The 25,892-nt window shown below is 70.5% G+C and carries 23 protein-coding genes; 9 read left to right on the forward strand and 14 right to left on the reverse strand.

Annotation, left to right across the window (positions count from 1 at the left end):
• Positions 1-73: 73 nt before the first annotated feature.
• The 3 genes from FHS08_RS14355 to dut all read right to left on the reverse strand — a co-directional run bounded on the left by FHS08_RS14355 (position 74) and on the right by dut (position 1,967).
• On the reverse strand, positions 74-862 hold the full coding sequence (locus FHS08_RS14355; protein WP_424960810.1) for a DUF3159 domain-containing protein: 789 nt from the start codon (positions 860-862) through the stop codon (positions 74-76).
• Positions 859-1,458 (reverse strand): DUF3710 domain-containing protein, encoded by a 600-nt coding sequence (locus FHS08_RS14360; protein ID WP_167040568.1) that lies wholly within the window; start codon positions 1,456-1,458, stop codon positions 859-861. The genes FHS08_RS14355 and FHS08_RS14360 overlap by 4 nt, the downstream gene beginning before the upstream one ends.
• Positions 1,459-1,520: 62 nt before the next feature.
• Positions 1,521-1,967, reverse strand: a complete 447-nt coding sequence (gene dut / locus FHS08_RS14365; protein ID WP_167040571.1) for a dUTP diphosphatase — start codon at positions 1,965-1,967, stop codon at positions 1,521-1,523.
• Between the two features lie 12 nt (positions 1,968-1,979).
• Here dut and FHS08_RS14370 point away from each other — a divergent pair, with 12 nt between their 5' ends.
• On the forward strand, positions 1,980-2,474 hold the full coding sequence (locus tag FHS08_RS14370; RefSeq protein WP_167040574.1) for a DUF3093 family protein: 495 nt from the start codon (positions 1,980-1,982) through the stop codon (positions 2,472-2,474).
• 84 nt (positions 2,475-2,558) lie between these two features.
• On the opposite strand, the gene FHS08_RS14375 is transcribed toward FHS08_RS14370, so the two are convergent.
• Entirely contained in the window at positions 2,559-2,852 is a 294-nt protein-coding gene (locus FHS08_RS14375) for a DUF4193 domain-containing protein (protein ID WP_167040577.1), read from the reverse strand.
• 206 nt (positions 2,853-3,058) lie between these two features.
• Between FHS08_RS14375 and sepH the strand changes: the two genes are divergently transcribed.
• The gene (gene sepH, locus FHS08_RS14380; protein WP_167040579.1) at positions 3,059-4,099 is read left to right on the forward strand and encodes a septation protein SepH; all 1,041 of its coding nucleotides are present in this window, start codon (positions 3,059-3,061) and stop codon (positions 4,097-4,099) included.
• 16 nt (positions 4,100-4,115) lie between these two features.
• On the opposite strand, the gene FHS08_RS14385 is transcribed toward sepH, so the two are convergent.
• Positions 4,116-5,243, reverse strand: a complete 1,128-nt coding sequence (locus FHS08_RS14385; RefSeq protein ID WP_167040583.1) for an alkaline phosphatase family protein — start codon at positions 5,241-5,243, stop codon at positions 4,116-4,118.
• A gap of 92 nt (positions 5,244-5,335) precedes the next feature.
• Here FHS08_RS14385 and FHS08_RS14390 point away from each other — a divergent pair, with 92 nt between their 5' ends.
• Positions 5,336-7,795 (forward strand): DNA gyrase/topoisomerase IV subunit A, encoded by a 2,460-nt coding sequence (locus FHS08_RS14390; RefSeq protein WP_167040586.1) that lies wholly within the window; start codon positions 5,336-5,338, stop codon positions 7,793-7,795.
• Between the two features lie 221 nt (positions 7,796-8,016).
• Here the strand turns inward: FHS08_RS14390 and FHS08_RS14395 are convergent, their stop codons facing one another.
• The gene (locus FHS08_RS14395) at positions 8,017-10,086 is read right to left on the reverse strand and encodes a DNA gyrase/topoisomerase IV subunit B (RefSeq protein WP_424960811.1); all 2,070 of its coding nucleotides are present in this window, start codon (positions 10,084-10,086) and stop codon (positions 8,017-8,019) included.
• Between the two features lie 169 nt (positions 10,087-10,255).
• Here FHS08_RS14395 and FHS08_RS14400 point away from each other — a divergent pair, with 169 nt between their 5' ends.
• The gene (locus tag FHS08_RS14400; RefSeq protein ID WP_167040589.1) at positions 10,256-10,480 is read left to right on the forward strand and encodes a DUF7455 domain-containing protein; all 225 of its coding nucleotides are present in this window, start codon (positions 10,256-10,258) and stop codon (positions 10,478-10,480) included.
• On the opposite strand, the gene FHS08_RS14405 is transcribed toward FHS08_RS14400, so the two are convergent.
• The 6 genes from FHS08_RS14405 to FHS08_RS14430 form a co-directional block, all read right to left on the reverse strand.
• Positions 10,477-11,499, reverse strand: coding sequence for an alanine racemase (locus FHS08_RS14405; protein ID WP_167040592.1), 1,023 nt, complete (start codon positions 11,497-11,499; stop codon positions 10,477-10,479). The genes FHS08_RS14400 and FHS08_RS14405 overlap by 4 nt on opposite strands.
• Positions 11,496-12,158, reverse strand: coding sequence for an alanine racemase C-terminal domain-containing protein (locus FHS08_RS14410; RefSeq protein WP_341800430.1), 663 nt, complete (start codon positions 12,156-12,158; stop codon positions 11,496-11,498). The genes FHS08_RS14405 and FHS08_RS14410 overlap by 4 nt, the downstream gene beginning before the upstream one ends.
• A 49-nt stretch (positions 12,159-12,207) precedes the next feature.
• Entirely contained in the window at positions 12,208-12,966 is a 759-nt protein-coding gene (locus FHS08_RS14415; protein WP_167040598.1) for a glutamine amidotransferase, read from the reverse strand.
• The gene (locus FHS08_RS14420; protein ID WP_167040601.1) at positions 12,963-14,273 is read right to left on the reverse strand and encodes a MurT ligase domain-containing protein; all 1,311 of its coding nucleotides are present in this window, start codon (positions 14,271-14,273) and stop codon (positions 12,963-12,965) included. Before FHS08_RS14420 ends, FHS08_RS14415 begins: the two co-directional genes overlap by 4 nt.
• Entirely contained in the window at positions 14,266-15,693 is a 1,428-nt protein-coding gene (locus FHS08_RS14425) for an RNA polymerase sigma factor (RefSeq protein WP_167040604.1), read from the reverse strand. The genes FHS08_RS14420 and FHS08_RS14425 overlap by 8 nt, the downstream gene beginning before the upstream one ends.
• Positions 15,694-15,921: 228 nt before the next feature.
• A complete protein-coding gene (locus FHS08_RS14430) occupies positions 15,922-16,845 on the reverse strand; it encodes a proteasome assembly chaperone family protein (RefSeq protein WP_167040607.1) in 924 nt (307 codons plus the stop codon).
• A 123-nt stretch (positions 16,846-16,968) separates the two neighbouring features.
• On the opposite strand from FHS08_RS14430, the gene FHS08_RS14435 reads away from it, so the two are divergent.
• From FHS08_RS14435 to sucB, 3 genes are all read left to right on the forward strand, one after another.
• Positions 16,969-18,447 (forward strand): leucyl aminopeptidase, encoded by a 1,479-nt coding sequence (locus FHS08_RS14435; protein WP_167040610.1) that lies wholly within the window; start codon positions 16,969-16,971, stop codon positions 18,445-18,447.
• Positions 18,444-19,817: a dihydrolipoyl dehydrogenase gene (gene lpdA / locus FHS08_RS14440; RefSeq protein WP_167040613.1), complete on the forward strand. Its 1,374-nt coding sequence runs from the start codon at positions 18,444-18,446 to the stop codon at positions 19,815-19,817. Before FHS08_RS14435 ends, lpdA begins: the two co-directional genes overlap by 4 nt.
• Positions 19,818-19,881: 64 nt before the next feature.
• The gene (sucB, locus tag FHS08_RS14445) at positions 19,882-21,630 is read left to right on the forward strand and encodes a 2-oxoglutarate dehydrogenase, E2 component, dihydrolipoamide succinyltransferase (RefSeq protein WP_167040616.1); all 1,749 of its coding nucleotides are present in this window, start codon (positions 19,882-19,884) and stop codon (positions 21,628-21,630) included.
• A gap of 6 nt (positions 21,631-21,636) precedes the next feature.
• Here the strand turns inward: sucB and FHS08_RS14450 are convergent, their stop codons facing one another.
• A complete protein-coding gene (locus FHS08_RS14450) occupies positions 21,637-22,932 on the reverse strand; it encodes a hypothetical protein (RefSeq protein WP_167040620.1) in 1,296 nt (431 codons plus the stop codon).
• Between the two features lie 114 nt (positions 22,933-23,046).
• Between FHS08_RS14450 and FHS08_RS14455 the strand changes: the two genes are divergently transcribed.
• The gene (locus tag FHS08_RS14455; protein ID WP_167040623.1) at positions 23,047-23,757 is read left to right on the forward strand and encodes a DUF4191 family protein; all 711 of its coding nucleotides are present in this window, start codon (positions 23,047-23,049) and stop codon (positions 23,755-23,757) included.
• 48 nt (positions 23,758-23,805) lie between these two features.
• Here the strand turns inward: FHS08_RS14455 and FHS08_RS14460 are convergent, their stop codons facing one another.
• Positions 23,806-24,237, reverse strand: coding sequence for an RDD family protein (locus FHS08_RS14460; RefSeq protein ID WP_167040626.1), 432 nt, complete (start codon positions 24,235-24,237; stop codon positions 23,806-23,808).
• Positions 24,238-24,373: 136 nt separating this feature from the next.
• Between FHS08_RS14460 and glnA the strand changes: the two genes are divergently transcribed.
• On the forward strand, positions 24,374-25,798 hold the full coding sequence (gene glnA, locus FHS08_RS14465) for a type I glutamate--ammonia ligase (protein ID WP_167040629.1): 1,425 nt from the start codon (positions 24,374-24,376) through the stop codon (positions 25,796-25,798).
• Positions 25,799-25,892 lie beyond the last annotated feature (94 nt).

A 25,892-nucleotide genomic window follows, 5' to 3' on the forward strand; every position in this document is an offset into this window, starting at 1 on the left:
CCGAGGGCGTCGGCTAGTGAGGTTGGCCTAACCCTGACGGGGTGGAATTTATCTTGATATCAAGATAAATGTATCACTCGGCGGGAGGCTCCGCGTCGGTCCTCGAGCGGGGGTACAGCCGACGCACGACGAGCCAGGTGCCCGCCAGCAGCGCGGCGAAGAAGGGGATGCCCATCACGATCTTCAGGGTTCCGAGGGCCGCGATGTCGCCCGACCAGTAGAACGGCAGCTGCACGGCGAGCCGCGCGAGGAACAGCGCGGCCCACGCGATCGACAGCCAGAAGAAGACGCGGCGCTTGTGCGCGTCCTGGCGCCACTGCAGGCCGTCCTCCATGAGGAAGCCGCTGATCACCCCGATGAGCGGCCAGCGCACGACGGCGGAGATCAAGAAGGCCGCTCCATAGGCGATGTTCGTGACGAACCCGACGACGAACTGATCGGCGGCGTTCCCCGTGAACAGCGGCAGACCCGCCGCGATGACGGCTGCCACGAGCCCCGACAGGGCGGCGACCGGCGGCGACTTCGTCGCGACGCGCACGACGGTGAACAGGGCGGCGACGCCCACCGAGATGCCGAGCGCCCAGAGAAGCTCATGCGTGGCCGTGTAGATCACGACGAACGCGAGGAGCGGCAGAACCGACTCCAGGATGCCGCGCCAGCCGCCGATCACCTGCCAGATGACGCGACCCGTCGGGGCGTCCGAGTCGGGGTCGAGCCCCGCCCTTCGCGCGGCGGCGCCGAGCGCGGCGCCCAGCAGCTCCGACGCCGTGGGCTCCTCCCCCGCGTCGTCTCCCGGTTCCCGATGGTGCGGCGGCGGGGGCGTCAGGTCGTCGCGCTCCGAGGGGGTCAGCGGATCGGTCACGCGCTGCCCGGCGTCGACGGCATCCGCAGCGGGATGAGATCGCGCGGGGGCATCGGCGTGGTGCCGCGCACGACCACGATCGAGCGGAACAGGTCCTCCACCTTGGCGGCGGCGTCGACGTCGGAGGTCGCGGCGCCTCCGATGACGCCGCGCAGGAACCAGCGCGGCCCGTCGATGCCGACGAAGCGCGCGAGGCGCTTGCCCGTCGATCCGTCGGCGCCGGCGATGACGGGGACCTCCGCGAGAAGCTCGGGACCGAGCGGCCCCTCGCGCTCCTCGACGCGTCCGCCCTGCTGGCGGACCTGCTGACGGATCTGCTCTCGCGTCTCCTCCCACAGCCCTGTCGTCCGTGGTGCGGCGAACGGCTGCACCTGCAGGGTCGAGTCTGCGTAGTCGAGGCCGACGGCGACGATGCGCTTGGACTGCTCCTCGACTTCGAGGCGCAGGTTGAGCCCCTCGCGCGGCAGGATCTTGATGCCGCCGAGATCGATGTAGGGGCGGACGGGGTTCGCCTCGGACTCGTCGAACGGGCCCGCCTCCGCCCGGTCCGGCGGTGCGACCTTGCGGGCCGCGTCCTGGGGGGTGGCATCTGTCATGCCTTGACTCCGTCCTTCGTTCTCTTGGCCGCGGGGAGATCCCCGCGAGCCCTCGCCGGCGGCTACGCCGCGCCCCCGTGGTACCCCGTCGAGCCGAAGCCGGCTTCGCCGCGGACGCTCTCGGGGAGCTCTTCGACGGGAATGAAGCGCGCACGCGACACGGGCATCACGATGAGCTGGGCGATGCGATCGCCGACTGCGACATCGTAGGCGCTGTCGGCATCGGTGTTGAGGAGCGAGACCTTCAGCTCGCCGCGGTAGCCCGCGTCGACGGTGCCCGGGGAGTTGACGATCGTGATGCCGTGCTTCGCGGCGAGCCCGCTGCGGGGCACGACGAAGCCGACGTAGCCGTCGGGGATCGCGACGCGCACCCCCGTCGCCACGAGCGCGCGCCGACCCGGCTCCAGCCGCACGGACTCGGCGGAGACGAGGTCGGCTCCGGCGTCGCCGGGGTGGGCGTAGACCGGAACCTCGGATGCGATGATGGGAACGTCCACGGATTCGGTCACGCAACGAGGGTAATGCAGAAGACAGCAGGCTTCATCAGGCCCCGAGCGGGCGCCGCGTACCGAGAGCGGCTCAGCCCCTCGCTGTGGGCCCTCGTCAGCGCGGCCGTCGTGGCGCCTATGGCGGCGCTCGTGTTCGCGCCGCTCGACACGACCGTCGCGCTCGTCGTGGGCGTGCTCGTCGGCGCCGCCTTCGTCGCGCTTCTCGTGGCGGGATCGCCCGTCGTCGAGGTGCGCGACGGGCGGCTGCGGGCGGGTCGCGCGCACATCGGCGTCGAATACCTCGGCGCCCCGGTCGCCCTCACGGGCGACGACGCGCGGCACAGGCGGGGACCGGGGCTCGGCCGTGACGCGTGGCATGTCATACGTGGCGGGATCGACGGCGTCGTCGTCGTGCCGGTGACGGATCCCGACGATCCGACGACCGAGTGGGTCGTGTCGTCGCGCACGCCCGACCGCCTTGCTGCGGCGCTCAACCGTGCGCGCGCGAACGCAGAAACCGCCGGCTAGGACCGAGAGCCGAGGCGAACCCGTATGGGATGGCCCTACGCTGTCGTTCCCGACCGGCGGCGTCGAAGAAGAGGATGCCTCGGACTAGGCCGCGCATTCCGTGCAGATCGGTCCGCCCGAGTCCTCGTGGTCGAGCTGCGAGCGGTGCTTCACGAGGAAGCAGTTGACGCACGTGAACTCGTCCTCCTGGGGAGGAAGAACCACGACGTCGAGCTCGAGGTCGGACAGATCCGCCCCGGGCAGTTCGAAGCCCGACGGGTTGTCGGCATCCTCGACGTCGACTGCACCCGAGAGCTTGTCGGGAACACGCTCCTTGAGCGCTTCGATCGACTCGCTGTCGTCTTCCGTCTTGCGGGGTGCGTCGTAGTCGGTGGCCATGCGTTAACGTCTCAACTTCCACTAGCTCTGTCATGCCGTTTTGGGGCGGCGATAGTTTGCCGGATCAGGGTGGTTTCCGCAAATGCTGTTCTCGCCGCTCCGTACCGCGCATCCGTGAAACTCACGGCACGCCCCGGATATTCCCGGTCCACGCGGATTCACGTGCGAGCATGAGCGGACACCGCTGGATCGGAGAGGCGTTTCGCATGGAACAGCTCAAAGTCATCGGAACCGAGGACGATCGACTCGTCCTGGCGACCGAGTCGGGCGAACGATTCTCACTCGCCGTCGACGACGTGCTGCGCCACGAGCTGCGCAAGACACGGCGCGAACCCGAGGTGCGCACGGTCAGGCCGAGCCCGCGCGACATCCAGGCGCACATCCGTGCCGGGCTCTCTGCCGAAGAGGTCGCCGAGCTGCTGGGCGCGCGCGTCGAGGACGTCGCGCGCTTCGAAGGCCCCGTGCTGGCCGAGCGCGAGCACATCGTCGGCCAGGCGCTCGCCGTGCCCGTCCTGCTTGCGACCGAGCTCGACGGCGACGCCCACGCGACGTTCGGCACCGCCGTCCGCGCGAAGCTCGCGGACGCGGGCGCCGTGGGCGAGCGCTGGACGAGCTGGAAGGAGCCGAACGGCTGGATCGTCAAGCTCGAGTTCGCGGCGGGCGAGATCGATCACGATGCCCGCTGGTCGTTCGAGCCGCGCCGCGCGACGCTCGCCCCGCTGAACGCCGACGCCGTCCAGCTCTCGCGACAGGGCTCTCTCCCCGAGGGGCTCATCCCCCGGCTGCGGGCCCTCGAGGTGGTGGCCCCCAAGGACGAGTCGCGATTCGACAGCGGAGCCTTCGGACCGCGTCGGATGCCGGCCCCCGAGGCTGACCTGGAGACGCCCGAGGTGCCATCCCCCGTCTCGCCTGCCGTTCAGCACGCCGCGATCAAGCGCGCGACAGAGCCGTCGGTCACCTCCGCCGAGACGGCCGACCTCCTCGAGGCCCTGCGCCGTCGTCGCGGACAGCGCGAGCCGCTGCCCGGAACCGAGGAGATCGCGGCCGACCGCGCCGGCGCGCCTGTCGCGCTCTTCGACGCGCTCGAACCGGGATACGACGAGGCGCCCGCCGATCAGCATGGACAAGAGTCCGCCGCAGACTACCGCGAGCCAGCGGTCGCGGCGGAAGGCGCCGGGCGACGCAAGGGTCGCACGTCGATGCCGTCGTGGGACGAGATCGTCTTCGGCGCCCGCACAGACGACTGAGGTCGCGGGCGGCGGTTCAGGCGAACGCGCCGAGCCGCAGGAGGGGTACGACCCGCTCCTCGTGCGTGAGCGAGCCGTGCTGACCGATCATGCGCTGCGCAGCCTTGTCGGCGAGTCGATCGTCGTAGTATGCGATCCCTGCGCGCGCCGCGACGACGACATCCCCGATTCGCTCCTCGACCTCCGGATGGACCGACCCGAACAGTCCCGCCGCGATGCTCTCGTCGCGCGACAGCACCCACGATCGGCCCGACTCCGACGACCGCCACGTCTCGAGCACGTCATCTCGCGCGCCGCGCTCCGTGTAGAGATGCAGCATGCGGGGCTCCCCGCCGATGAGCCTGACCCCTGCGGCAAGGTCGTCGCCCTCGCCGATCAGGACGTGGCGGTGCCGCGGTACGTCGACCATGCCGTGATCGGCCGTCACGACGGCGCCCGTCCCCGGCGCGAGGGAGTCGGAGAGCGCGCGGGCCGCGGCATCCACCCGCTCCAGAGACGCGACCCATTCGTCGCTCTCCCAGCCGTGCTTGTGGCCGACGGCATCGAGGTCGTTGACGTAGAGGTACACGAGTGCACCGGGATGCCGCGCCGCGATCTCCGCTGCCACGGTCGCGCGCTCCTCCGCCGAGGCCGCCGGGACGAACTCGGCGCCTCGCAGAGTCGCCTCCGTGAAGCCGGTGCCGACGTACTCGCCCTTCGAGACGACGAACACGGGGCGCCCTGCCGCTGCCTCCCGCTCGAGCAGGGGCTGCGACCGCTGCCAGACGCGGGGGTCGAGCCCGTCCGTCGCCCACCCGTGGAGCTGGTTCGGCACGCGATCGGTCCCGGGGATGCGGGCCCGATAGCCCACGATGCCGTGGACGCCGGGCTCCTCCCCCGTCAGGAGCGACGTGAGCGCCGCGGTCGTCGTCGAGGGGAAGACGGTGCGCGCGACATCCTTCTTCGAACCGGCCGAGGAGAGGAAGCGGGCGTGCCCGGAGCGGGCCGCGAGGCCGTGTGCGCCGAGTCCGTCCACGACGAAGACGATCGCGCTCCGCGCGGGGGCGAACCAGTCGCCGGCGCCCGAGAGCGACGCCAGCAGCTGCGGCACGACATCGGTGAGCCGCCGGGCGCGCGGCGGGTCCGCCGGTAGGCTGATGGACATCGGGGCCAGTCTCGCACACGCCGTTCAGAAGACGGCGGGCGGCCCCGCCGGCGTTCGTGCCGGCCCGTCGTAACCCGAGGCCAGACTCCCACATGCCCGCATCCCGCACAGAGCCCATTCCCCCCGACCACGGACGCATCGAAGACGTCGACGTCTCGACGGAGATGCAGGGCTCGTTCCTCGAGTACGCGTACTCCGTCATCTACTCGCGCGCGCTCCCCGACGCGCGCGACGGGCTCAAGCCCGTGCAGCGGCGCATCCTGTTCCAGATGGCCGACATGGGCCTTCGACCCGATCGTGGCCACGTCAAGAGCGCCCGCGTCGTGGGCGAGGTGATGGGGAAGCTCCACCCGCATGGCGACGCCCCCATCTACGACGCGCTCGTGAGGCTCGCGCAGGCGTTCTCGCTGCGCGTTCCGCTCGTCGACGGGCACGGCAACTTCGGATCGCTCGACGACGGGCCTGCCGCGCCGCGTTACACGGAGGCGAGGCTCGCACCCGCCGCCCTCGCGCTCACCGAGAACCTCGACGAAGACGTCGTCGACTTCATCCCGAACTACGACGGTCAGTTCCAGCAGCCCGAGGTGCTCCCTGCGGCCTTCCCCAATCTCCTCGTCAACGGGACCACCGGCATCGCGGTGGGCATGGCCACCAACATGGCGCCGCACAACCTCATCGAGGTCGTCGCCGCCGCGATCCACCTGCTCGATCATCCGGATGCGACCGTCGAAGAGCTCATGGAGTTCGTCCCCGGGCCCGACCTGCCCTCGGGCGGCATCATCGTGAGCGTCGACGGCATCAAGGACGCGTACACATCGGGCAGGGGCAGCTTCCGCACGCGCGCCAAGGTGTCGATCGAGTCGCTCGGCCCTCGCCGCACGGGCATCGTCGTGACCGAGCTGCCCTACCTGGTCGGTCCCGAGCGCATCATCGAGAAGATCAAGGATGCCGTGCAGGCCAAGAAGCTGCAGGGCATCGCGGACGTCACCGACCTCACAGACCGCCACCACGGACTGCGCCTCGTGATCGGCATCAAGACCGGTTTCGACCCCCAGGCGGTCCTCGATCACCTCTATCGGCTCACGCCGCTCGAGGACTCGTTCAGCATCAACAACGTCGCCCTCGTGGGCGGGCAGCCGCAGACGCTCGGTCTGCGTGAGCTGCTGCGCGTCTATCTCGATCACCGGATCGAGGTCGTGACCCGCCGCAGCAGGTACCGCCTCGCACGACGCCAGGAGCGACTGCACCTGGTCGAGGGACTGCTCATCGCGATCCTCGACATCGACGAGGTCATCCAGCTCATCCGCACGTCCGACGACGGCGAGCAGGCTCGCACGCGTCTCATGGACGTGTTCGATCTGACCAAGCCCCAGGCCGAGTACATCCTCGAGCTGCGCCTGCGCCGCCTCACGCGGTTCTCGCGCATCGAGCTCGAGACCGAGCGCGACAACCTCAAGGCCGAGATCGCCCAGCTCGAGGAGCTGCTCGGCAGCGACGTGCTGCTGCGTGCGCAGGTCGCTCGAGAACTGGATGCCGCGGCCGAGACGTTCGGCACGCCGCGTCGCACCCTGCTCCTCGACGGAGGACCTGTCCAGCCGAGGTCCCGCAGCGCGGCCGCGGCCGTCGATCTGCAGATCGCGGACGCCCCGTGCCGTGTCTTCCTCTCGGCGACGGGCCGCATGGTGCGCACGGAGCTCGGCGTCGACGCGCCCAACGGAGGCATCGTGCCGCCCGCGCGGCGCTCGAAGCATGACGCGATCCGCTCCGCCGTCGACGGGACGACCCGTGGCGACCTCGGCGCCGTCACCTCGTCGGGCCGCATCCTGCGGTTCTCTCCCGTCGATCTCCCCTCCGTGCCCGGCAACTCGGTCCAGCTCGCGGCGGGAACCCGCGCGGATCACTATCTGGGGCTTTCAGGGACGGAGCACGTCGTCGCGCTCGTTCCGCTCGTGGACGAGCCGCCGATCGCGCTCGGGACGGAGCAGGGCGTCGTCAAGCGCGTCGCCGCGGCAGAGCTCGCCAACAAGCACGACGTCGAGATCATCGCCCTCAAGGACGGCGACCGGGTCGTCGGCGCGGGCCCGGCGCCCGACGGGACCGAGGTCGTCTTCGTCACCTCCGACGCGCAGCTGCTCCGCTTCGATGCCGACGCCGTGCGTCCGCAGGGGCGCGCCGCGGGCGGCATGGCCGGCATCCGCGTCACGCCGGGCGAGCGCGTCGTCTTCTTCGGCGCCGTGCCGCCCGATGCGACGGAGGCTGTCGTCGTGACGATCGCGGGCACGACGCAGGCTCTGGCGGGCGCGGACGCCGGAACGGGCAAGGTCTCGGTGCTCGACGAGTTCCCCCCCAAGGGCCGCGCGACGGGCGGCGTTCGAGCGCAGCGCTTCCTCAGGGGCGAGGACACTCTGACGCTCGCGTGGGTGGGTGAGCATCCGCGTGCTGTCGCCGCCGACGGGACAACGCGCAGCCTCCCGGCCGCGGGCGCGAAGCGGGACGCCTCCGGCCAGCCGCTCGACGGCGTCGTGGCCTTCGTCGGCACCGGCGTGCGCTGAGCGTCCGCAGAGCGGACTGAGCTGAGCCTCCGCAGGGCGGACTGAGCTGAACCCGCGCAGGGCGGCGCTGTGCCGGCTCAGCGCCGCGCCGAGGCGGGGCGGGGCGGGGGTTGGCGTCCGCTCAGCCCGCGAAGGGGTGCGCTGCGCCGGCGCGGGGCCGCGCTGACCCCGCTCTCGCCAGGAGCAGAAGCTCGCCCCGCCTCCCTCGGCGCGCCGGGGGCTCAGACGTCGATGCGCTCCCGGTCGAGGCGCGCGCTGGAGTCGATGATGAAGTCGCGGCGGGGGGCGACCTCGTTGCCCATGAGGAGCTCGAACACCGCGGTCGCGGCCTCGGCATCCTCGAGTCGCACACGGCGGAGCGTGCGCCCCGCACGGTCCATCGTCGTCGTCGCGAGCTGCTCGGCATCCATCTCGCCAAGGCCCTTGTACCGCTGCACGGGCTCGTGCCAGGTGCGGCCGGACTTGCTCAGCTTCGCGAGAAGTCCGTGCAGCTCCTGCTCCGAGTACGTGTAGACCGTCTCGTTGGGCTTGGAGCCCGGGTTCTGAACGATGACGCGATGAAGCGGCGGCACCGCCGCATATACGCGCCCATCCTCGATGAGGGGGCGCATGTACCGGAAGAACAGCGTGAGCAGGAGCGTGCGGATGTGCGCGCCGTCGACATCGGCGTCGCTCATCAGGATGACCTTGCCGTATCGGGCGGACTCGAGGTCGAACGTGCGACCCGACCCCGCGCCGATGACCTGGATGATCGACGCGCACTCGGCGTTTCCCAGCATGTCGCTGATCGACGCCTTCTGCACGTTGAGGATCTTGCCGCGGATCGGCAGCAGCGCCTGGTACTCGCTGTTGCGCGCGTGCTTGGCGGTGCCGAGCGCCGAGTCGCCCTCGACGATGAACAGCTCCGACTGCGCGACGTCGTTCGTGCGGCAATCGGCGAGCTTCGTCGGCAGCGACGAGGACTCGAGCGCCGTCTTGCGCCGCTGGGTCTCCTTGTGCGCGCGGGCCGAGATGCGCGCCTTCATCTCGGACACGATCTTGTCGAGCAGGAGGGCGGTCTGCGCCTTGTCGTCACGCCTGGTCGACGCGAACCTCGCCGTCAGCTCGCTCGTCACGACGTTCGCGACGATCTGGCGCACAGCGGGCGTGCCGAGCACTTCCTTCGTCTGGCCCTCGAACTGCGGCTCGGGCAGGCGGACGGTCAGCACGACGGTGAGTCCCGCGAGGATGTCGTCCTTCTCGAGCCTGTCGTTGCCGACCTTAAGACGACGGGCATTCTGCTCGACCTGCGAGCGGAGCACCTTCATGAGCCCGAGCTCGAATCCCTGCTGATGGGTCCCGCCCTTGGGCGTCGCGATGATGTTGACGAACGAGCGGGCGACCGTCTCGTAGCCCGTCCCCCAGCGCACCGCCACGTCGACGTGGCACTCGCGCTCGACCTCCGTCGGCACCATCGCCCCGGTCGCCTGCAGCACGGGAACCGTCTCGGTGAACGTCCCCGAGCCGGTGAGCCGCCAGGTGTCGGTGACGGCCCCGTCGGGAGCGAGGAACTCGGCGAACTCGGAGATGCCGCCGTCGAACCGGTAGCTCGTCTCGGCTGCGACGTCGGTGCGCTCGTCGCGGATGACGATCTCGAGCCCCGGGACGAGGAACGCCGTCTGGCGTGCCCGCTGCTCGAGCTCGTCGAGGTGGAACGCGGCATCCTTCGTGAAGATCTGCGGGTCGGCCCAGTAGCGGATGCGCGTCCCCGTGACGCCTCGTGCCGTCTTGCCGACGACCCGCAGCTCGCTGCGCTCCTCGAACGGGGTGAAGGTCGACGCGGGGCTGCCGTTCGAGAACACCCCCGGCTCCCCGCGGTGGAACGACATGGCCCACGTCTTGCCGTCGCGGTCGACCTCGACGTCGAGGCGCTCGGACAGCGCGTTGACGACGGATGCCCCGACGCCGTGAAGGCCGCCCGAGGCGGCGTACGAGCCTCCGCCGAATTTGCCGCCGGCGTGCAGCTTCGTGAAGACCACCTCGACGCCCGACAGTCCCGTCCGCGGCTCGATGTCGACGGGGATGCCGCGCGCCCGGTCGCGGACTTCGACGCTGCCGTCGGGGTGCAGCACGATGTCGATGCGCGATCCGTAGCCGCCGAGCGCCTCGTCGACCGAGTTGTCGATGATCTCCCACAGGCAGTGCATGAGGCCGCGGGAGTCGGTCGAGCCGATGTACATGCCCGGGCGCTTGCGGACCGCCTCGAGGCCTTCGAGCACCTGGAGGTGATGGGCGGAGTACTCAGCGGTCACAATCCTCCAGCGTAATCGGGCCGCCGGCACGGGTCCCGTCGACACACGGCGGCGTATTCCGGCGTACGCGGTCAGCGAAATGTCATCCGTTTGCGGCATTCTCGAAACAAACCCATGGTTGTATTTCCTGACCAGCAAGAGAGCTCTCACATCAGGAGGAGGCACCGAGATGAACACGCTTTCGACACCTGCCGAGCCGACCGCGGTTCTCGAGTACCGCCTCACGGCCGGTGACCGCTGCGACTCCTGCGGCGCCCAGGCCTACATCGCCGCCGAGGTCAACGGCAGCGAGCTCCTGTTTTGCGCCCACCACGGCCGCAAGTACGAGGAGAAGCTCCGCGCCGTCGCCACCTCGTGGCACGACGAGACCGCCCGCCTGGTCGAGGTCGGCTAGCCCGCGGAGTACGTCCGCCGCACGAGCGGCGAGATGCGCACGGCGAGCTCCTCGCCGATCGTTCCGATGGTCTCGGCGAAATCCGTCGCCGTGAGCGGGGCGCCGGCGCCGAACACCGAGACCGTGTCGCCGACGGCTGCGCCTGGCCACGCCTCGACGATGCTCTCGTCCTCGCCGACTGCGGTCAGTCTCCGTGGCCCGCCCGGCGTGCCGACGGCCCCGGCGAGCGACGAGGGAAGCCCGTCGAGGCTCCCGATGCCGATCGTGACCGTCCCCTCCCCGACACGCACGACGGGCGCCGTCAGCGTCGCGATAGGGCGGATGCCGAGCTCGGCGTCGGACGCACCTCCCGCGGGGCGGATGCCGTACGAGAAGGCCCCCACGCGCACGAGGTCGTAGCGGAACTCGGCACGCGCGAACGACGCGGCGCTCGCGGCGAGATGCCGCAGCGCTGGGCGGAGCCCGGCATCCTGTGCGACGCGCACGGCGCTCTCGAACTCGGCGCGTGCCGCATCGTCGTCCGCGTCGGACGCCTCGGAGATGTGACTCCAGACCCCGACCACCTCGATCGCTCCGTGGCGCTCGAGCTCGGCGGCTCGGGACACGAACGCGGGCCAGTCCTCGGCGCGCACGCCGTTGCGATGCAGTCCCGTGTCGATCTTGAGGTGCACGCGGGCGCGACCCTGCGCTGCTGCCACGTCTTCGAGGAGGACCGGATCGCCGACGCCGATGTCGAGGCCGGCGGCGACGGCATCCTGCGCCTCCTCGGACGTCGCGACGATCCACACGAAGATCCGCGCATGCGGCAGCGCGCGGCGCACCGTGCGGCCCGTCGCGACGTCGAACGCCCCGAACCAGCGCACCCCTTCCGCCCACGCGCGCCGGACGACGGGGGCGAGGCCGTGACCGTATGCGTCGTCCTTCACGACGAGCATGTGCTCGGCGGGATGGGTGCGGTGCCGGATCTCGGCCAGGTTCGCGGCGAAGGCATCGAGATCGACGTGCAGCTCGGCGGTCACGCGACCACCTCGCGCCTCGCGCGCAGGCCGACGGCCGTGACGAGCTCTTCCGCCCGCAGCCCGGAGGCCGAGACCCAGTCGCCGAGGGACGGATGCCCCGCCGCGGGATCTCCGAAGAAGACCACCTCGTCGCCCCGCTCGACGGGGAGCTCGGCGATGTCGACGACGCATGCGTCCATCGCGACGCGGCCGAGGACTGGTCGGGCCGCTCCTCCGACCTCCACCGAGATGCGGCCTCCGAGTGCGCGCACGATGCCCTGCGCATAGCCGCCGGTCACGAGGGCCACGTTCGTGTCCGACGAGGCACGATGCAGGTACCCGTACGAGACGCCCTCGCCGGCGTGAAGGGCTTTGACGAGGAGCACGGAGCCCGTGAGGCGCATGACAGGGCTCGTCGACGCCCCTGGGAGACCGTACAGCGCGCGGAGATCGACGTTGCCCATGCCGGTCGTGACGACCCGCACCGCCGCGAGGTCCGCGGCGAGGCGGTCGCGCGCGTCCGCGTCGACGAGCACGGCGTCGATGCCGTGGTCGATCAGCTCGCGCGCGACGAGCGCTGCGCCGTGCCCCCACGCGTCGTGCCGCAGGTCGGCGATCCGCTTCCCCGCCGGCGCAGACGGGAGCGTCGACGCATTCCGCGCGAGGGCGCTGCGGCTCACGAGCGCAACGGGCGCCGAGCCGCGGTGTCGTCGGGCCACGCTCACGACGTCAGATGCCGATCGTCGAGTACGTCTTGCTCCGGGCGCGGGCCTCGATCGCCGCGCGCGCCTCCCGCGCGAACGCATCGAGGTCGGCGTGGGCGTCACCGGAGGAGTAGGCGACATCGTGCTCCGCTGCGGCCCGTGCGAGGAGCAGGTCGGCGAGCGCGGGATTGAGGGGCAGAACCGGTCCCTGCATCCGCAGCGCGATCGCGTTCCCGCTGCGGACTCCCTCCCCGCGCGCGCCGTCTGCCAGGTCGCTCGTGCCCTTGCCCTCGGCGACGAGCGCGAACGGTGCGATGCCGTCGTCGAGGTGCCACAGCGACGAGTGGTCTTCGAAGCCCACGAGGCGCATGCCCGCGGCATCCGCCACGAGATAGCCCACCCGGCGCTGCGCCCGGCGCTCCGTGCGGAACGGAAGGGTGCCGAGGCCCGCGAGGGTTCCGCCGGTCGAGAGGGAGATCTCGCCGCCCAGCAGCTCCGCGCCGCCGCCGATCGCGAGCAGGCCTCGACCCGCCGCGATGTGCGCGGCGAGGGGCGTCGTGTGCCTGCGCAGATCGTCGACGATGCCACGCATGGCCGAGAGGGGGCCGTTCCCGATGACGACGATGTCGGCGTCGGGCAGATCCTGTCCCACGTCGACCAGGACGACGTCGGCACTCAGCCCCGCACGCTCCGCACGCGTGCGGAGGACCTCGACGTTGCCGCGGTCTCCTGTCACCCCGAGCAGCTCGGCGTACAGCTGCGCGATCGTGATGCGGGCCGTCATCGCCGTGCCACCTCCTGGTCGCCGTGGCCGAGCAGACGCCGGCCGATCATCATGAGCTCGTAGTTCACGAACCAGGTCTGGCGTCCCTCGGCCGTGCGCGGGAAGGCGCGCATGAGCGCGACCGCCTTCTCCATGTCGGGCTCGACGACGCCGATCGGGATGCCCGCGTAGGCGATGCGGGTCGCGAGCTGGTACGCCTTGTCGCCCGTGATGACATCGACGTGGTCGAACGCGTCGAAGTCGACGTCGTAGAGCCACGACACGTCGGGGGTTCCCTCGTCTATCGCGAGCAGGAGACGCTCGGGCGCGGTGTCGAGCGCATCGAGGTTGAGCTGCAGGCTCGGGCCGTTCTTGAACATGACGAACTCGACCTGCTCGTCGCCCTCCGCGCGCAGCGGAAGCAGCTCGCCGCGACCGTACGCAGGCTTCATCGCGGCGAATCCGCGCGCGGCGGCGTCGAGGCGGAAGGCGTCGCCGAGGACCTGCCGAGCCGTCGCGAGGGCGGCCGCGGCATCCGCGGCGTAGTGGAGTCCGCGCGCAGGCGTCTTGACGACCGCGCGCTCCCCCTCGAGATCGACGGTCACGGTGTTGCCCGCGATCTCGACGACCTCGGCCTGCGCCTCGAGTCCTTCCGTGCCGGCCACGCCGCTGCGCGTGTCCATCGCGTTCGCGAGACCGTGCGCCGACCTGTTCAGGATCTCGGGCGCGACGCCGAAGTACGTGACGGGCGCCTTCAGGGTCGCGGGGTCGATCTTGCTGAGATACGGATCGTCGCGGTTGACGATGACGCCCCCCGTCGCGCGCGTCGACGTGTCGAGCATCATGTCGGCGACCCGCTCGGTCTCGAAGAACCGGTAGAGCTGGTCGACCTGCACGTTGAGCGAGAGCACGACGGACGGCGACAGGATGTCGGCGAGGTCGGCGGCGAACGCCTCGTCGACCTCCAGCACCGCGACATCCGCTCGCACGCGGCCCGTGATCGTGCCGTCCGCCAGCAGCGCGCTCGTGATCCCCTGTGGGAGATTCGCGCCCGTCGGGTTGGTGAACACCGTCAGCCCATGCGCTCGCAGCACCTCGCTGACCATGTGCGTCGTCGTCGTCTTGCCGTTCGAGCCGAGCACGAACACGACGCCCAGAGGAAACCCTCGCGCGATGTCCGGCAGCAGCGAAGGCGCGAGCTTGTTCGTCAGGTAGCCGGGGAAGGCCGAACCGCCCCCGCGCAGTCGCGTCGCGACACGTGCGAGCTTGCCCGCGAGCACCGCGGGGACGTACCGGAGTCGTGCGAAGCCGGTGCGACCGTCACTCAAGGTAGTCCCGGAGAGACTGCGAACGGGACGGATGCCGCAGCTTCGCCATCGTCTTCGACTCGATCTGGCGGATGCGCTCGCGGGTCACCCCGAACGTGTCGCCGATCTGGTCGAGGGTCTTGGGCTGCCCGTCGCCGAGACCGAAGCGCATGCGGATGACGCCCGCCTCGCGCTCGCTGAGCGAGTCCAGGAGCGACTCCAGCTGGCGCTGTAGCATCGTGAACCCGACCGCGTCGGCCGGGACGACCGCCTCGGTGTCTTCGATGAGGTCGCCGAACTCGCTGTCGCCGTCCTCGCCGAGGGGCGTGTGCAGCGAGATCGGCTCGCGGCCGTACTTCTGCACCTCGATGACCTTCTCGGGGGTCATGTCGAGCTCGCGGCTCAGCTCTTCGGGCGTGGGCTCGCGGCCCAGGTCCTGGAGCATCTGGCGCTGCACGCGCGCGAGCTTGTTGATGACCTCGACCATGTGCACGGGGATGCGGATCGTGCGGGCCTGGTCGGCCATGGCGCGCGTGATCGCCTGGCGGATCCACCACGTCGCGTAGGTCGAGAACTTGAAGCCCTTCGTGTAGTCGAACTTCTCGACGGCACGGATGAGGCCCAGGTTGCCCTCCTGGATGAGGTCGAGGAACTGCATGCCGCGGCCCGTGTAGCGCTTCGCGAGCGAGACGACCAGGCGCAGGTTCGCCCCCAGCAGGTGCGACTTCGCACGCTGGCCGTCACGGGCGACCCACTGCAGGTCGAGACCGAGCTGATTCGACTTCTCTGCCGCCGACATGTGGGACAGCTTCTCCTCGGCGAACAGGCCCGCCTCGATGCGCATCGCCAGCTCGACCTCTTCGGCCGCGTTCAGGAGCGGCACCTTGCCGATCTGCTTGAGGTAGTCCTTGACCGGGTCTGCCGTCGCACCCGTGATCTGCGTCGAGTAGACGGGGATGTCCTCGTCGTCGGTCGACGAGATGACGATCGCGCCGGTCGGGAGAGGCTCCTGGAACGCGGGGGCGGGAGCCTCCTCGTCCTCCTCGTCGTCGTCGCCCTCGGCGGTGTCGGCCTCCTTGACGGATGCCGCGACAGCACCCTTGGCCTGCGTGCCGGGTGCCTCGTCGGGGCCTGCGGCGTCGTCCGTGTCGTCGGACGCCTCGATGTCTTCGAGCTCGACCTCTTCTTCGAGCTCGACGTCGTCCTCGAGCTCCTCGTCGTCGCCGAGGTCAGCGCTCTTGGCCTTCGCCTTGGTCGCGGTCTTGCGCGGAGCCTTCGCCGCGGGAGTCTTCGCCGCAGAAGCCTTCGCGGCGGACGTCTTCGCGGGCGCACGCTTGGCAGCGGTCGCGCTCACGGGCGTGTCCACCGCCTCGTCGGGGACCTCGACCTCGGTGTCCTTCGCTGCGCGGGAACGGGCCGTCGTCTTCGTGCCTGAAGTCACGTTTCGCCTTTCACCGACGGACGCGTGTCCAACGCCCCCCGGTCGATCTCGGACACTAGTAAGACCCTTGTCAAGTCCGAGCCGCGTCGAGGATGCCTCGCACGGTCGTTTGACAACGGGTCAGGTCATACATTGTCTCACACTTGCCGCGCAACGCCGATTCTGCGCGGCCGACACATGAGATTCAACGTGCTGCGGCCGTGCGACATTCCCCTGAGCCCGCCCGGCTCAGCCTCCGCGCTTGTCCTCGTCGCCCGACGGGCGACTCGCGAGGAAGCGCTCGAGCTCGGCGGCGAGCTCATCCGCACTGGGAAGATCGCCGGCGTGGATGATCGGCGTCGCGAGCGTCGAGCCGGCCATGTAGGCGTCGTAGCGCTCTTCGAGGCCCTGCAGCATCCTCTGCAGCTCGTCGCTGCCGGCCACCTGCTCCTCGACCTTCGAGAGATAGTCGCGGTTCTGCTCGCGCAGGTCGTCGCCCGAGAAGACGAGGCCCGTCGCGGCCGTGAGGCTGTCGAGCGCCGCGATCGTCGCCGCGGGGTACTCCGTGTCGCCGAGGTAGTGCGGCACGAGGAGGACGAATCCCGCGATGCGCGTGCCCGCCTCGGCGAACCGATGCTCCAGCAGATGCCCGATCGTGGCAGGCACCTGCGTGTGCGGCTTCCACACGGAGTGCGCCTCGGTGAGGTCCGAGCGCGTGCCGCTCACGGTCGTGCCGATCGGCCGCGTGTGGGGAACGGGCATCGGGATCGAGTGCACCCACGTGACCGACGACACCGCGAGCTCGTCCGCGAGCGACAGGACGGCGGCGGTGAACGCGTCCCACGCGAAGTCCGGCTCGTAGCCGGCGAGCACCACGAACGGCTGCCCCAGCGCGTCGTGGGCGAGCGACAGCTCGAGCCGCTGCGGCCGGTAGTCGGTCAGGTGGTCCTGGTCGAACGAGATGAGCGGGCGCCGAGCGCGGTAGTCGAGGAGGACGTCGTTCGAGAAGACGACGAGGGGCGTGGGGTCGAGCTCGTCGCGCACGTAGTCGATGAGACCCCCGATCGCATTCCCCGCATCGGTGAACCCGGTCAGGGCGATCACGAGCGGCAGCCGCGGCGGAACGGGCGGTGCCGAGACGGCACGCTCATACAGGGACGCGGACAAGGGCATGCATCCATGCTACGAGCCGGTCCGGATGCCGGGGCACTCGCGGTCCCGCTCACAGCGAACACGCCGATCCCGGTGTGGAGGCCGAGCCCTCGCGGGCGCGCACCGAAATCTAGGATGGAGGACATGTCGCTTCCCGACCTCGAGTTCACACCCGCACCCCTCCGAGAATCAGACGCGGACGCGCTCCTGCTGGCGCTCCCGCCCCTCGACAAGGAAGACTCGCCGTCGCTCGACGACTGGCCGGGGCTTCGCGACGCCCTCCTCGCGACGGGCTTCACGGGCGCGGCGTCGTCCTTCCAGCGCGTGTACGCGCCCGAGAGCGCCGAGAAGCCGCTCGCCGTCGCGGGCACGGGACCGGCGCCGGATGCCGCTGCCGTCCGAGATGCGATCGGCGCGGCGCTTCGCACGCTGACGGGGTTCGCGACGGTCTCGATCGCCGTTCCCGGCGCGGATGCGGCGCTGCTGCAGGCCGCGGCGGAGGGCGCGACCCTCGGCGGGTACCGCTTCGACGGGTACAAGTCCGAGACGCCCAAGGCGCGCGCGTCGCGCGTGATCGTGCACGGTTCGGACTCAGCCGACGCCGTCGACCTCAGGGGCGTCGAGGCTGCGGCATCCGCCGTCGCGCTCGTGAAGGATCTCGTCTCGATCCCTGCAGAGTGGCTCGGCCCCGCGGACTTCGCCGCGAAGGCGGTCGAGGCGCTCGAAGGACTTCCCGTCGAGGTCGAGGTCCTCGACGAGGAGGCGCTTCGTGCCGGCGGCTACGGCGGCATCCTCGGCGTCGGCCAGGGATCCGACCGGCCCCCTCGCCTCGTGCACCTCGACTACGCGCCCGAGGGCGCGGAGCGTCACATCGCGCTCGTCGGGAAGGGCATCACGTTCGACACGGGCGGGCTCTCGCTCAAGCCCGCGGCATCCATGGTGGGCATGAAGTACGACATGTGCGGCGCGGCGACGGCTCTCGCCGTGGTCCGCGCGATCGCGACGCTCGGGCTTCCCGTCCACGTCTCCGGCTGGCTGTGCGTCGCCGACAACATGCCGTCCGGCCACGCGACGCGCCCTGGAGACGTCCTGCGCATGCTCGACGGGACGACTGTCGAGGTGCTCAACACGGATGCCGAGGGCCGGCTCGTCCTCGCCGACGGCCTCGTCGCGGCCAGCCGCGAGCACCCCGACCTCATCGTCGACGTCGCGACGCTCACGGGCGCCATCACGATCGCGCTCGGGACGCGTCACACAGGCGTCATGGGCGACGACGCGGCGGTCGCGGACTACCTCGCGGCCGCGGCATCCGTCGACGAGCTCGCGTGGCATCTGCCGCTTCCCGCGCACATGGTGGAGGAGCTCGACTCCCCCATCGCCGATTTGCAGAACGCGAAGATCGGAGACCCCAACGGCGGCTCCCTGTTCGCAGGGCTCTTCCTGCAGCACTTCGTCGGCCGCACCGCGGACGACGAGGACTCTCCGCGCATCCCGTGGGTGCACCTCGACATCGCCAACGTCGGCTGGAACAAGGGCGGGGCGTACGGCTTCACCGAGAAGGGCCCCACGGGCGCGACCGTGAGGTCGCTCATCCGCTTCGTCGGCGAGGCGGCTGCCCGGTGAGCGAGCGGTCCTTCGACCTGGTCGTGCTCGGAGGCGGGAGCGGCGGCTATGCCGCGGCGCTGCGCGCGGCGGAGCTCGGCAAGTCTGTCGCGCTCATCGAGAAGGACAAGGTCGGGGGCACCTGCCTGCACCGCGGCTGCATCCCGACGAAGGCGCTCCTGCACGCCGCGGAGGTCGTCGAGACGACGAGGGATGCCGCGGACTTCGGCATCAGGGCGTCCTTCGAAGGCGTCGACCCCGATGGTGTCCGCAAGTACCGCGAGGGCATCGTCGCGAAGAAGTTCAAGGGTCTCGAGGGTCTCGTCAAGGCGCGCGGCATCACCGTCGTCGCGGGCACGGGCCGGCTCGAGGGGGGCCCGGCCGTGCGCGTCGGCGACGACCTGTACCGCGGGACGGATGTCGTGCTGGCGACAGGCTCGTACAGCCGGTCCCTTCCGGGTCTGGAGATCGGCGGACGGATCCTCACGAGCGAGCACGCGCTCGAGCTGCCCGAGATCCCCCGGCGCGTCGTGATCCTCGGCGGCGGCGTCATCGGCGTCGAGTTCGCGAGCGTCTGGCGGTCGTTCGGCGCGGACGTGACGATCGTCGAAGCGCTCGACCACCTCGTGCCCAACGAGGACGTCGCGCTGAGCAAGGCGCTCGAACGCGCGTTCCGCCGGCGGGGCATCGCGTCCTCGCTCGGCGTGCGCTTCGCCTCTGCGACGCAGACAGCGGATGCCGTGACCGTGACTCTCGAGGACGGCAAGAGCTTCGAGGCGGACTACCTGCTCGTCGCCGTCGGCAGAGGCCCGACGACGGCCGGACTCGGATACGAGCAGGCCGGCGTCGTCCTCGACCGAGGGTTCGTCGTGACCGACGAACGGCTGCGCACGAGCGTTGCGCACGTGTGGGCGGTCGGCGACGTCGTGCCCGGGCTTCAGCTGGCCCACCGCGGATTCCAGCAGGGCATCTTCGTCGCGGAGGAGATCGCGGGCCTGCAGCCCGTCGTCATCCCGGACGTGCAGATCCCCAAGGTGACGTACTCGAGCCCCGAGGTCGCCTCCGTCGGGCTCACGGAGGCCGCAGCCGTCGAGGCTCACGGAGCCGACGGCGTCGTCGCGTACGAGTACAACCTCGCCGGCAACGGCCGCAGCGAGATCCTCGGCACGAGCGGCATCGTCAAGGTCGTCCGGCTCAAGGACGGTCCGGTCCTCGGGGTGCACCTCGTCGGCGACCGCGTCGGCGAGCTCATCACGGAGGGTCAGCTCGTCGTCGGCTGGGAGGCGCATCCCGAGGACATCGTCCCGTTCGTCCACGCGCATCCGACCCAGAGCGAGGCTCTCGGCGAGGCGTTCCTCGCGCTCGCGGGCAAGCCGCTGCACGCACTCTGACCAACCCTGCCCGACGGCATCACTAAGCTAGACAAGACATCGGCATCCTGAAGGAGACAAGCCCATGAGCACTTCCGTGGTCCTTCCCGCGCTCGGCGAGAGCGTCACAGAGGGAACGGTCACCCGCTGGCTGAAGCAGGTCGGCGAAACCGTACAGGCCGACGAGGGGCTCGTGGAGATCTCGACGGACAAGGTCGACACCGAGATCCCCTCCCCCGTCAGCGGCGTCATCGAAGAGATCCTGGTGCAGGAGGACGAGACGATCGAGGTCGGAGCCGTCCTCGCCAAGATCGGCGACGGCTCCGCCGCTCCCGCCGAGGCTCCCGCGCCCGCGGCCGAGACCCCCGAGGCCCCCGCAGCTCCCGCCGAGGCGGCTCCCGCCGTCGCTGCTGAGCCCGCCGCCCCCGCCGAGGCGCCCGCGGCGCCGGCCCCGGCCGCCGCGCCCGCCGCGTCGGGCGGAAAGGACGTCGCCCTCCCGGAGCTCGGCGAGAGCGTCACCGAGGGCACCGTCACCCGCTGGCTCAAGCAGATCGGCGACCAGGTCGAGGTCGACGAGCCCCTCGTCGAGATCTCGACCGACAAGGTCGACACCGAGATCCCGTCGCCTGTCGCAGGCACGCTGCAGGAGATCCTCGTGAAGGAGGACGAGACCGTGGCGGTTGGCGCCGTCCTGGCCCGCATCGGCGATGGCGCCCCCGCTCCCGCCGCGGCGCCTGCTGCTCCCGCGCCTGCTGCTCCCGCGCCTGCCGCTCCCGCGGCTGCGGCGCCCGTGGCCACCACGCCCGCCCCGGCGCCTGCTGCTCCCGCGCCTGCGGCCGCGACTCCCGCACCCGCTGCTCCCGCCCCCGCGCCCGCCGTGACGGCCTCGGCTCCTGCCGCCGTCGCGGATGACGACAGCATCGCCTACGTCACCCCGCTCGTGCGCCGCCTCGCACAGCAGCAGAACGTCGACCTGTCGACCGTCACGGGCACGGGAGTCGGCGGACGCATCCGCAAGGAGGACGTCCTCAAGGCCGCCGAGGCCGCGAAGGCCGCGCCCGCGGCGGCGGCGCCCGCCGCGCCGGCCGCGCCCGCCCCCGCGGCCGTGGAGGTCTCGCCGCTGCGCGGCACCACCCAGCCGTTCTCGCGCCTGCGCAAGGTCCTTGCAGAGCGCGCTGTCGCCTCGATGCAGCAGACCGCGCAGCTGACGACGGTCGTGAAGGTCGACGTCACCGCAGTGGCGTCGTTCCGCACAGCCGTGCAGAAGGACTTCGTCGCCAAGACGGGCGGCAAGCTGTCGTTCCTGCCGTTCTTCGTGCTGGCCGCCGCCGAGGCGCTGCAGGCGTACCCGATCGTCAACGCCACGGTCGACGGCACGAACATCGTGTACCCGGCGACCGAGAACATCTCGATCGCCGTCGACACGGAACGCGGTCTGCTCACGCCCGTCCTGAGGGATGCCGGGGGCAAGACGCTCGCGCAGATCTCGGCGGAGATCGCCGATCTGGCCGCGCGTACGCGCGACAACAAGCTGAAGCCGGACGAGCTCGCGGGCGGCACCTTCACGGTCACCAACACGGGATCGCGCGGCGCGCTGTTCGACACGCCCGTCGTCTTCCTCCCCCAGTCGGCGATCCTCGGCACGGGTGCCGTCGTCAAGGAGCCCGGCGTGGTCTCGGCGGGAGGCGTCGACGCGATCGGCATCCGCTCCTACGTGTACCTCGCACTGTCGTACGACCACCGCATCATCGACGGTGCAGACGCGGCGCGGTTCCTGGGCGCGCTGAAGTCGCGCCTCGAGACGGCCGCCTTCGACGGAAACGTCGGCATCTGACCCTGATCACGATGATGGCTGCTCCGCGACGTCGTGCACGTCGCGGAGCAGCCATCTCTCGTCCTCCCGGATGACGACGACGAGCTGAGCGGGCTGCGCGCCGTCGTTCGCCGCGACACGCAGCACGGCCGCACCGCCGAACTCGTCGACAAGAGTGATCGTCCGCGCAGTCGCGGCGAGATCGATCGCGCCGGGGGGAAGGGACGCACTGGGTTCGGCGAGCACGGAGCCGAGGCACGCGACGTCGTCGCGGCACGCGAGTCGCGCCTCGAGGAGCGCTGACGCGATCGACTCGAGGTCGCCGCCGACCTGCGGCTGAGGCGGGTCCTCGTCATCCGACGACGATGCTGAAGGGACGCGTTGTCCGGGCTCGAGAGTCGGTGATGCCGCGGATGTCGGCTCATCGGCTGCGGAGGGAAGGAGCGCGGCGCCGCCGACGATCGCGGCCACGAGGACGCCGGCCGCGACCCAGGGTCCTGCGCGCCGCTCGCGTGGGCGTCTGTGCAAGGCGCGCCACACCGCGGTCGTGGCGCGGGAGGCGAGATCCGCGAGATCGGAGTCGACGTGTCGGGCGAGGTGGTGGAACAGGCCTCCTCCCGGCGCCTCTTCGTCCAGGATGGCGTCGCCGGTCTCGCGGTGCACCGACAGCGCTCGTGCCTGCCGCGGCGAGAACACGGTGAGTGCGAGAGGTTCGGGCGTCGCTGCGGCGAAGAGCCCCTCCTCGATCCGCTCTGCCTCGCGCGCGACCCGCGACGGCTCGGTCACGAGACCGGCCGCCGCCTCCAGCGCGGCACCGAGCCGCTCGGACGCCGCGGCGAGACGGCGCAGGAGGGCCTCGGTGCTCGCGGCGGCGCTCTGGCCGTGCGGAGCAGGTGCGAACACGGGACGGGCGTCGCTCGTCACCCACCAGGCGCCTGTCGCGTCGGCGCTCGCATACGTCGCGAGCTCTGCGAGGCCCCGCACGAGGCTGACCGCGACCGTCAGGCGCTCCCCGTCCGTGAGCGTCGCACCGCTCGCGTCGCGGCGGGCGACGACATCGTCGAGCCGTTCCACGCACAGAGGCAGGACGGCGAGGTGCCCGCGGCTCACTCGCAGGACGTCCAGGGGCGCCACGACGTGACCTCCGGGCGCGGCATCCCACCCCGGCCAGCCGTCCTCGAAGGCGTCGACGTCGACGAGTACGCGGCTCTCGCCCGACGGCATGACCGCGAGCAGTCCAGACCAGGGGTACTCGGTCGGCGGGCCTACCCGCCTGATGACGCGGAGGCCGCGCAGAAGCCGGTCGTCTGAGGCTGTCGTCACCCGTCGAGCGTGTGCGAGCCTGCCGCTCCGGGCGGCCTGTGAACCCACGTCCGGGGACAGCGGGCGGGCATCCCGCGATGGGGAGGAGACGACGGGAAAGGTAGGCTGGAGCACATGGCAGCCCGCAGCACCGCACCCGAGAAGCGTCCGCGATTCTTCTCCCAGCTCCGCACCCTGTACACCTTCACGCAGCAGGAGTTCCGGTGGCTGCCGCTGCTGCTCGGTGCGATCCTCCTCGCGGGAGTCGGCGTCGGCATCCTCGCGGGGTTCCTCATCCCGCCCTTCGCGATCTGGGCCGTCATCCTGTGGGCCGTCACGGGTCTTCTCCTGGGCGTGCTCGCGTCGCTCATGGCCATGACGCGCATGTCCACGAAGGCGATGTACAAGAAGCTCGACGGGATGCCGGGGGCCGCAGGTCACGTCCTCTCGACGTCGCTCGGACGGAACTGGCAGGGCAGCGAGATGCCCGTCGGCGTGAACCCGAAGACGCAGGAGGCCGTCTACCGCGCCATCGGCCGCGGCGGCGTCGCGATCGTGGGCGAAGGAGCGCGCGGCCGCCTGACGCGGCTCGTCAACGAAGAACGCTCGAAGGTGCAGCGCGTCGCGTCGGGAGTCCCGGTCACCGTGTTCTACGTCGGCCACGGCGACGACGAAGTGCCGATCGCCAAGCTCGCGCCGGCCATCAAGGCGCTCCCGAAGAAGGTCGACCGCGCGACCATGGCAGCGGTCATCAAGCGCATCGACTCGGTCTCGCAGGGCCTCGCGTCGCTCCCGATCCCGAAGGGCGTCGACCCCACGAAGGTCCGGGCACCGCGCCCCCGCTGAGCTCCGCTCCCTTCGGATCTGCCGACCTCACGACCGGACGAGCACGCCTCACGACCTGACGAGCACCGTGCCCGCGGCCTGATCGTGAAGGCCGCGATGATCGGCGTTCCAGATGACCGCGGGGATGACCAGGAACAGCAGCAGAGTCCGCAGCGCGGGTCGCCAGACACCTGTCCAGCCGCCGCCGAGGCGGGTCACCCGCATCCCGAGGATGCGGTGACCGGGGCTGCCCCCGAGCGTCGGGATGAACAGCACCTGGATGGCGAAGAAGACGAGGTTCGACGCCAGCGGATTGGCGAAGCGCCCATCGGTCGTCGGGTCGACGACGGGGAAGAACGCATACGCGATCAGCGCCGACGACGCCAGATCGATCGCCAGTGCGCCGATGCGCCGGCCGACCTTGGCGATGCTCCCCGGGCCCGTCGCGGGAAGGCCGATCCGCTCTCCGGGATACGTGTTCTCAGGAAGCGGATCGGGCACCGGACCAGCCTATCGGCGGAGGCGTAACATCCCTGAAACATGCGGGATACTGCCGGGCAATGCCCTCTCGATACGGTCGAGTCGACCCGCGCGTCGCGGGTCAGCAGTTCCCGATGCCCTACCTCCTGGAGTCTTCATGTTCAAAGATTCATCCGAGGTGCTGAAGTTCATCAAGGACGAGGACGTGAAGTTCCTCGACATCCGTTTCACGGACCTTCCTGGCGTGCAGCAGCACTTCAACATCCCGGCCAGCACCGTCGACGAAGAGTTCTTCACGGTCGGCCAGCTCTTCGACGGCTCCTCGATCCGCGGCTTCGCCAACATCCACGAGTCGGACATGCAGCTCATCCCGGATGTGTCGACGGCATACCTCGATCCGTTCCGCGAGGCGAAGACCCTCATCATGGTCTTCGACATCTACAACCCCCGCAACGGCGAGATCTACTCGAAGGACCCTCGCCAGGTCGCGAAGAAGGCCGAGAAGTACCTCGCGTCCACGGGCATCGCCGACACGGCGTACTTCGCCCCCGAGGCGGAGTTCTACATCTTCGATGACGTCCGCTACGAGGTCAAGCAGAACTCCAGCTTCTACTCCGTCGACTCCGAGGAGGGCGCCTGGAACACGGGCCGCGTCGAAGAGGGTGGCAACCTGGGCAACAAGACCCCCTACAAGGGCGGCTACTTCCCCGTCTCGCCCGTCGACAAGCAGGCCGACCTGCGCGATGACATCAGCCTCAAGCTCATCGAGGGCGGTCTCATCCTCGAGCGCGCGCACCACGAGGTGGGCACGGGCGGTCAGGCCGAGATCAACTACCGCTTCGACACGATGGTCCACGCGGCGGACGACATCCTGAAGTTCAAGTACATCGTCAAGAACACGGCCGAGCTGTGGGGCAAGACCGCCACGTTCATGCCGAAGCCGCTCTTCGGCGACAACGGCTCGGGCATGCACACGCACCAGTCGCTGTGGAACGGCAGCACGCCGCTGTTCTACGACGAGAAGGGCTACGGCGGCCTGTCCGACATCGCCCGCTGGTACATCGGCGGCATCCTCGCGCACGCGCCCGCGGTCCTCGCGTTCACGAACCCGACGCTGAACAGCTATCACCGCCTGGTGAAGGGCTTCGAGGCTCCCGTCAACCTCGTCTACTCGGCCGGCAACCGCTCGGCGGCGATCCGCATCCCGATCACGGGCTCGAACCCCAAGGCGAAGCGCATCGAGTTCCGCGCGCCGGATGCCTCGGGCAACCCGTACCTCGCGTTCGCGGCGCAGCTCATGGCGGGCCTGGACGGCATCAAGAACCGCATCGAGCCGCACGAGCCGGTCGACAAGGACCTCTACGAGCTTCCCCCCGAGGAGGCCAAGGGCATCCCGCAGGTGCCGAACTCGCTGCAGGACTCGCTCGACGCGCTCGCGGCCGACCACGCGTTCCTGCTCGAGGGCGGCGTGTTCACGCAGGAGCTCATCGACACGTGGATCGAGTACAAGGTCGAGAACGAGATCAAGCCGCTCGCACAACGTCCGCACCCGTTCGAGTACGAGCTGTACTACGGCGTCTGACCCGTTCCAGCACGACGAGGGACCCCGGCCGACCGGGGTCCCTCTTCTGTTTCCTGCGCCCGTCGCGATCGACTCGACATCGACGGGTCGGCGG

This window comes from Microbacterium ulmi, from assembly GCF_011759705.1.
Classification (GTDB): Bacteria; Actinomycetota; Actinomycetes; order Actinomycetales; family Microbacteriaceae; genus Microbacterium; species Microbacterium ulmi.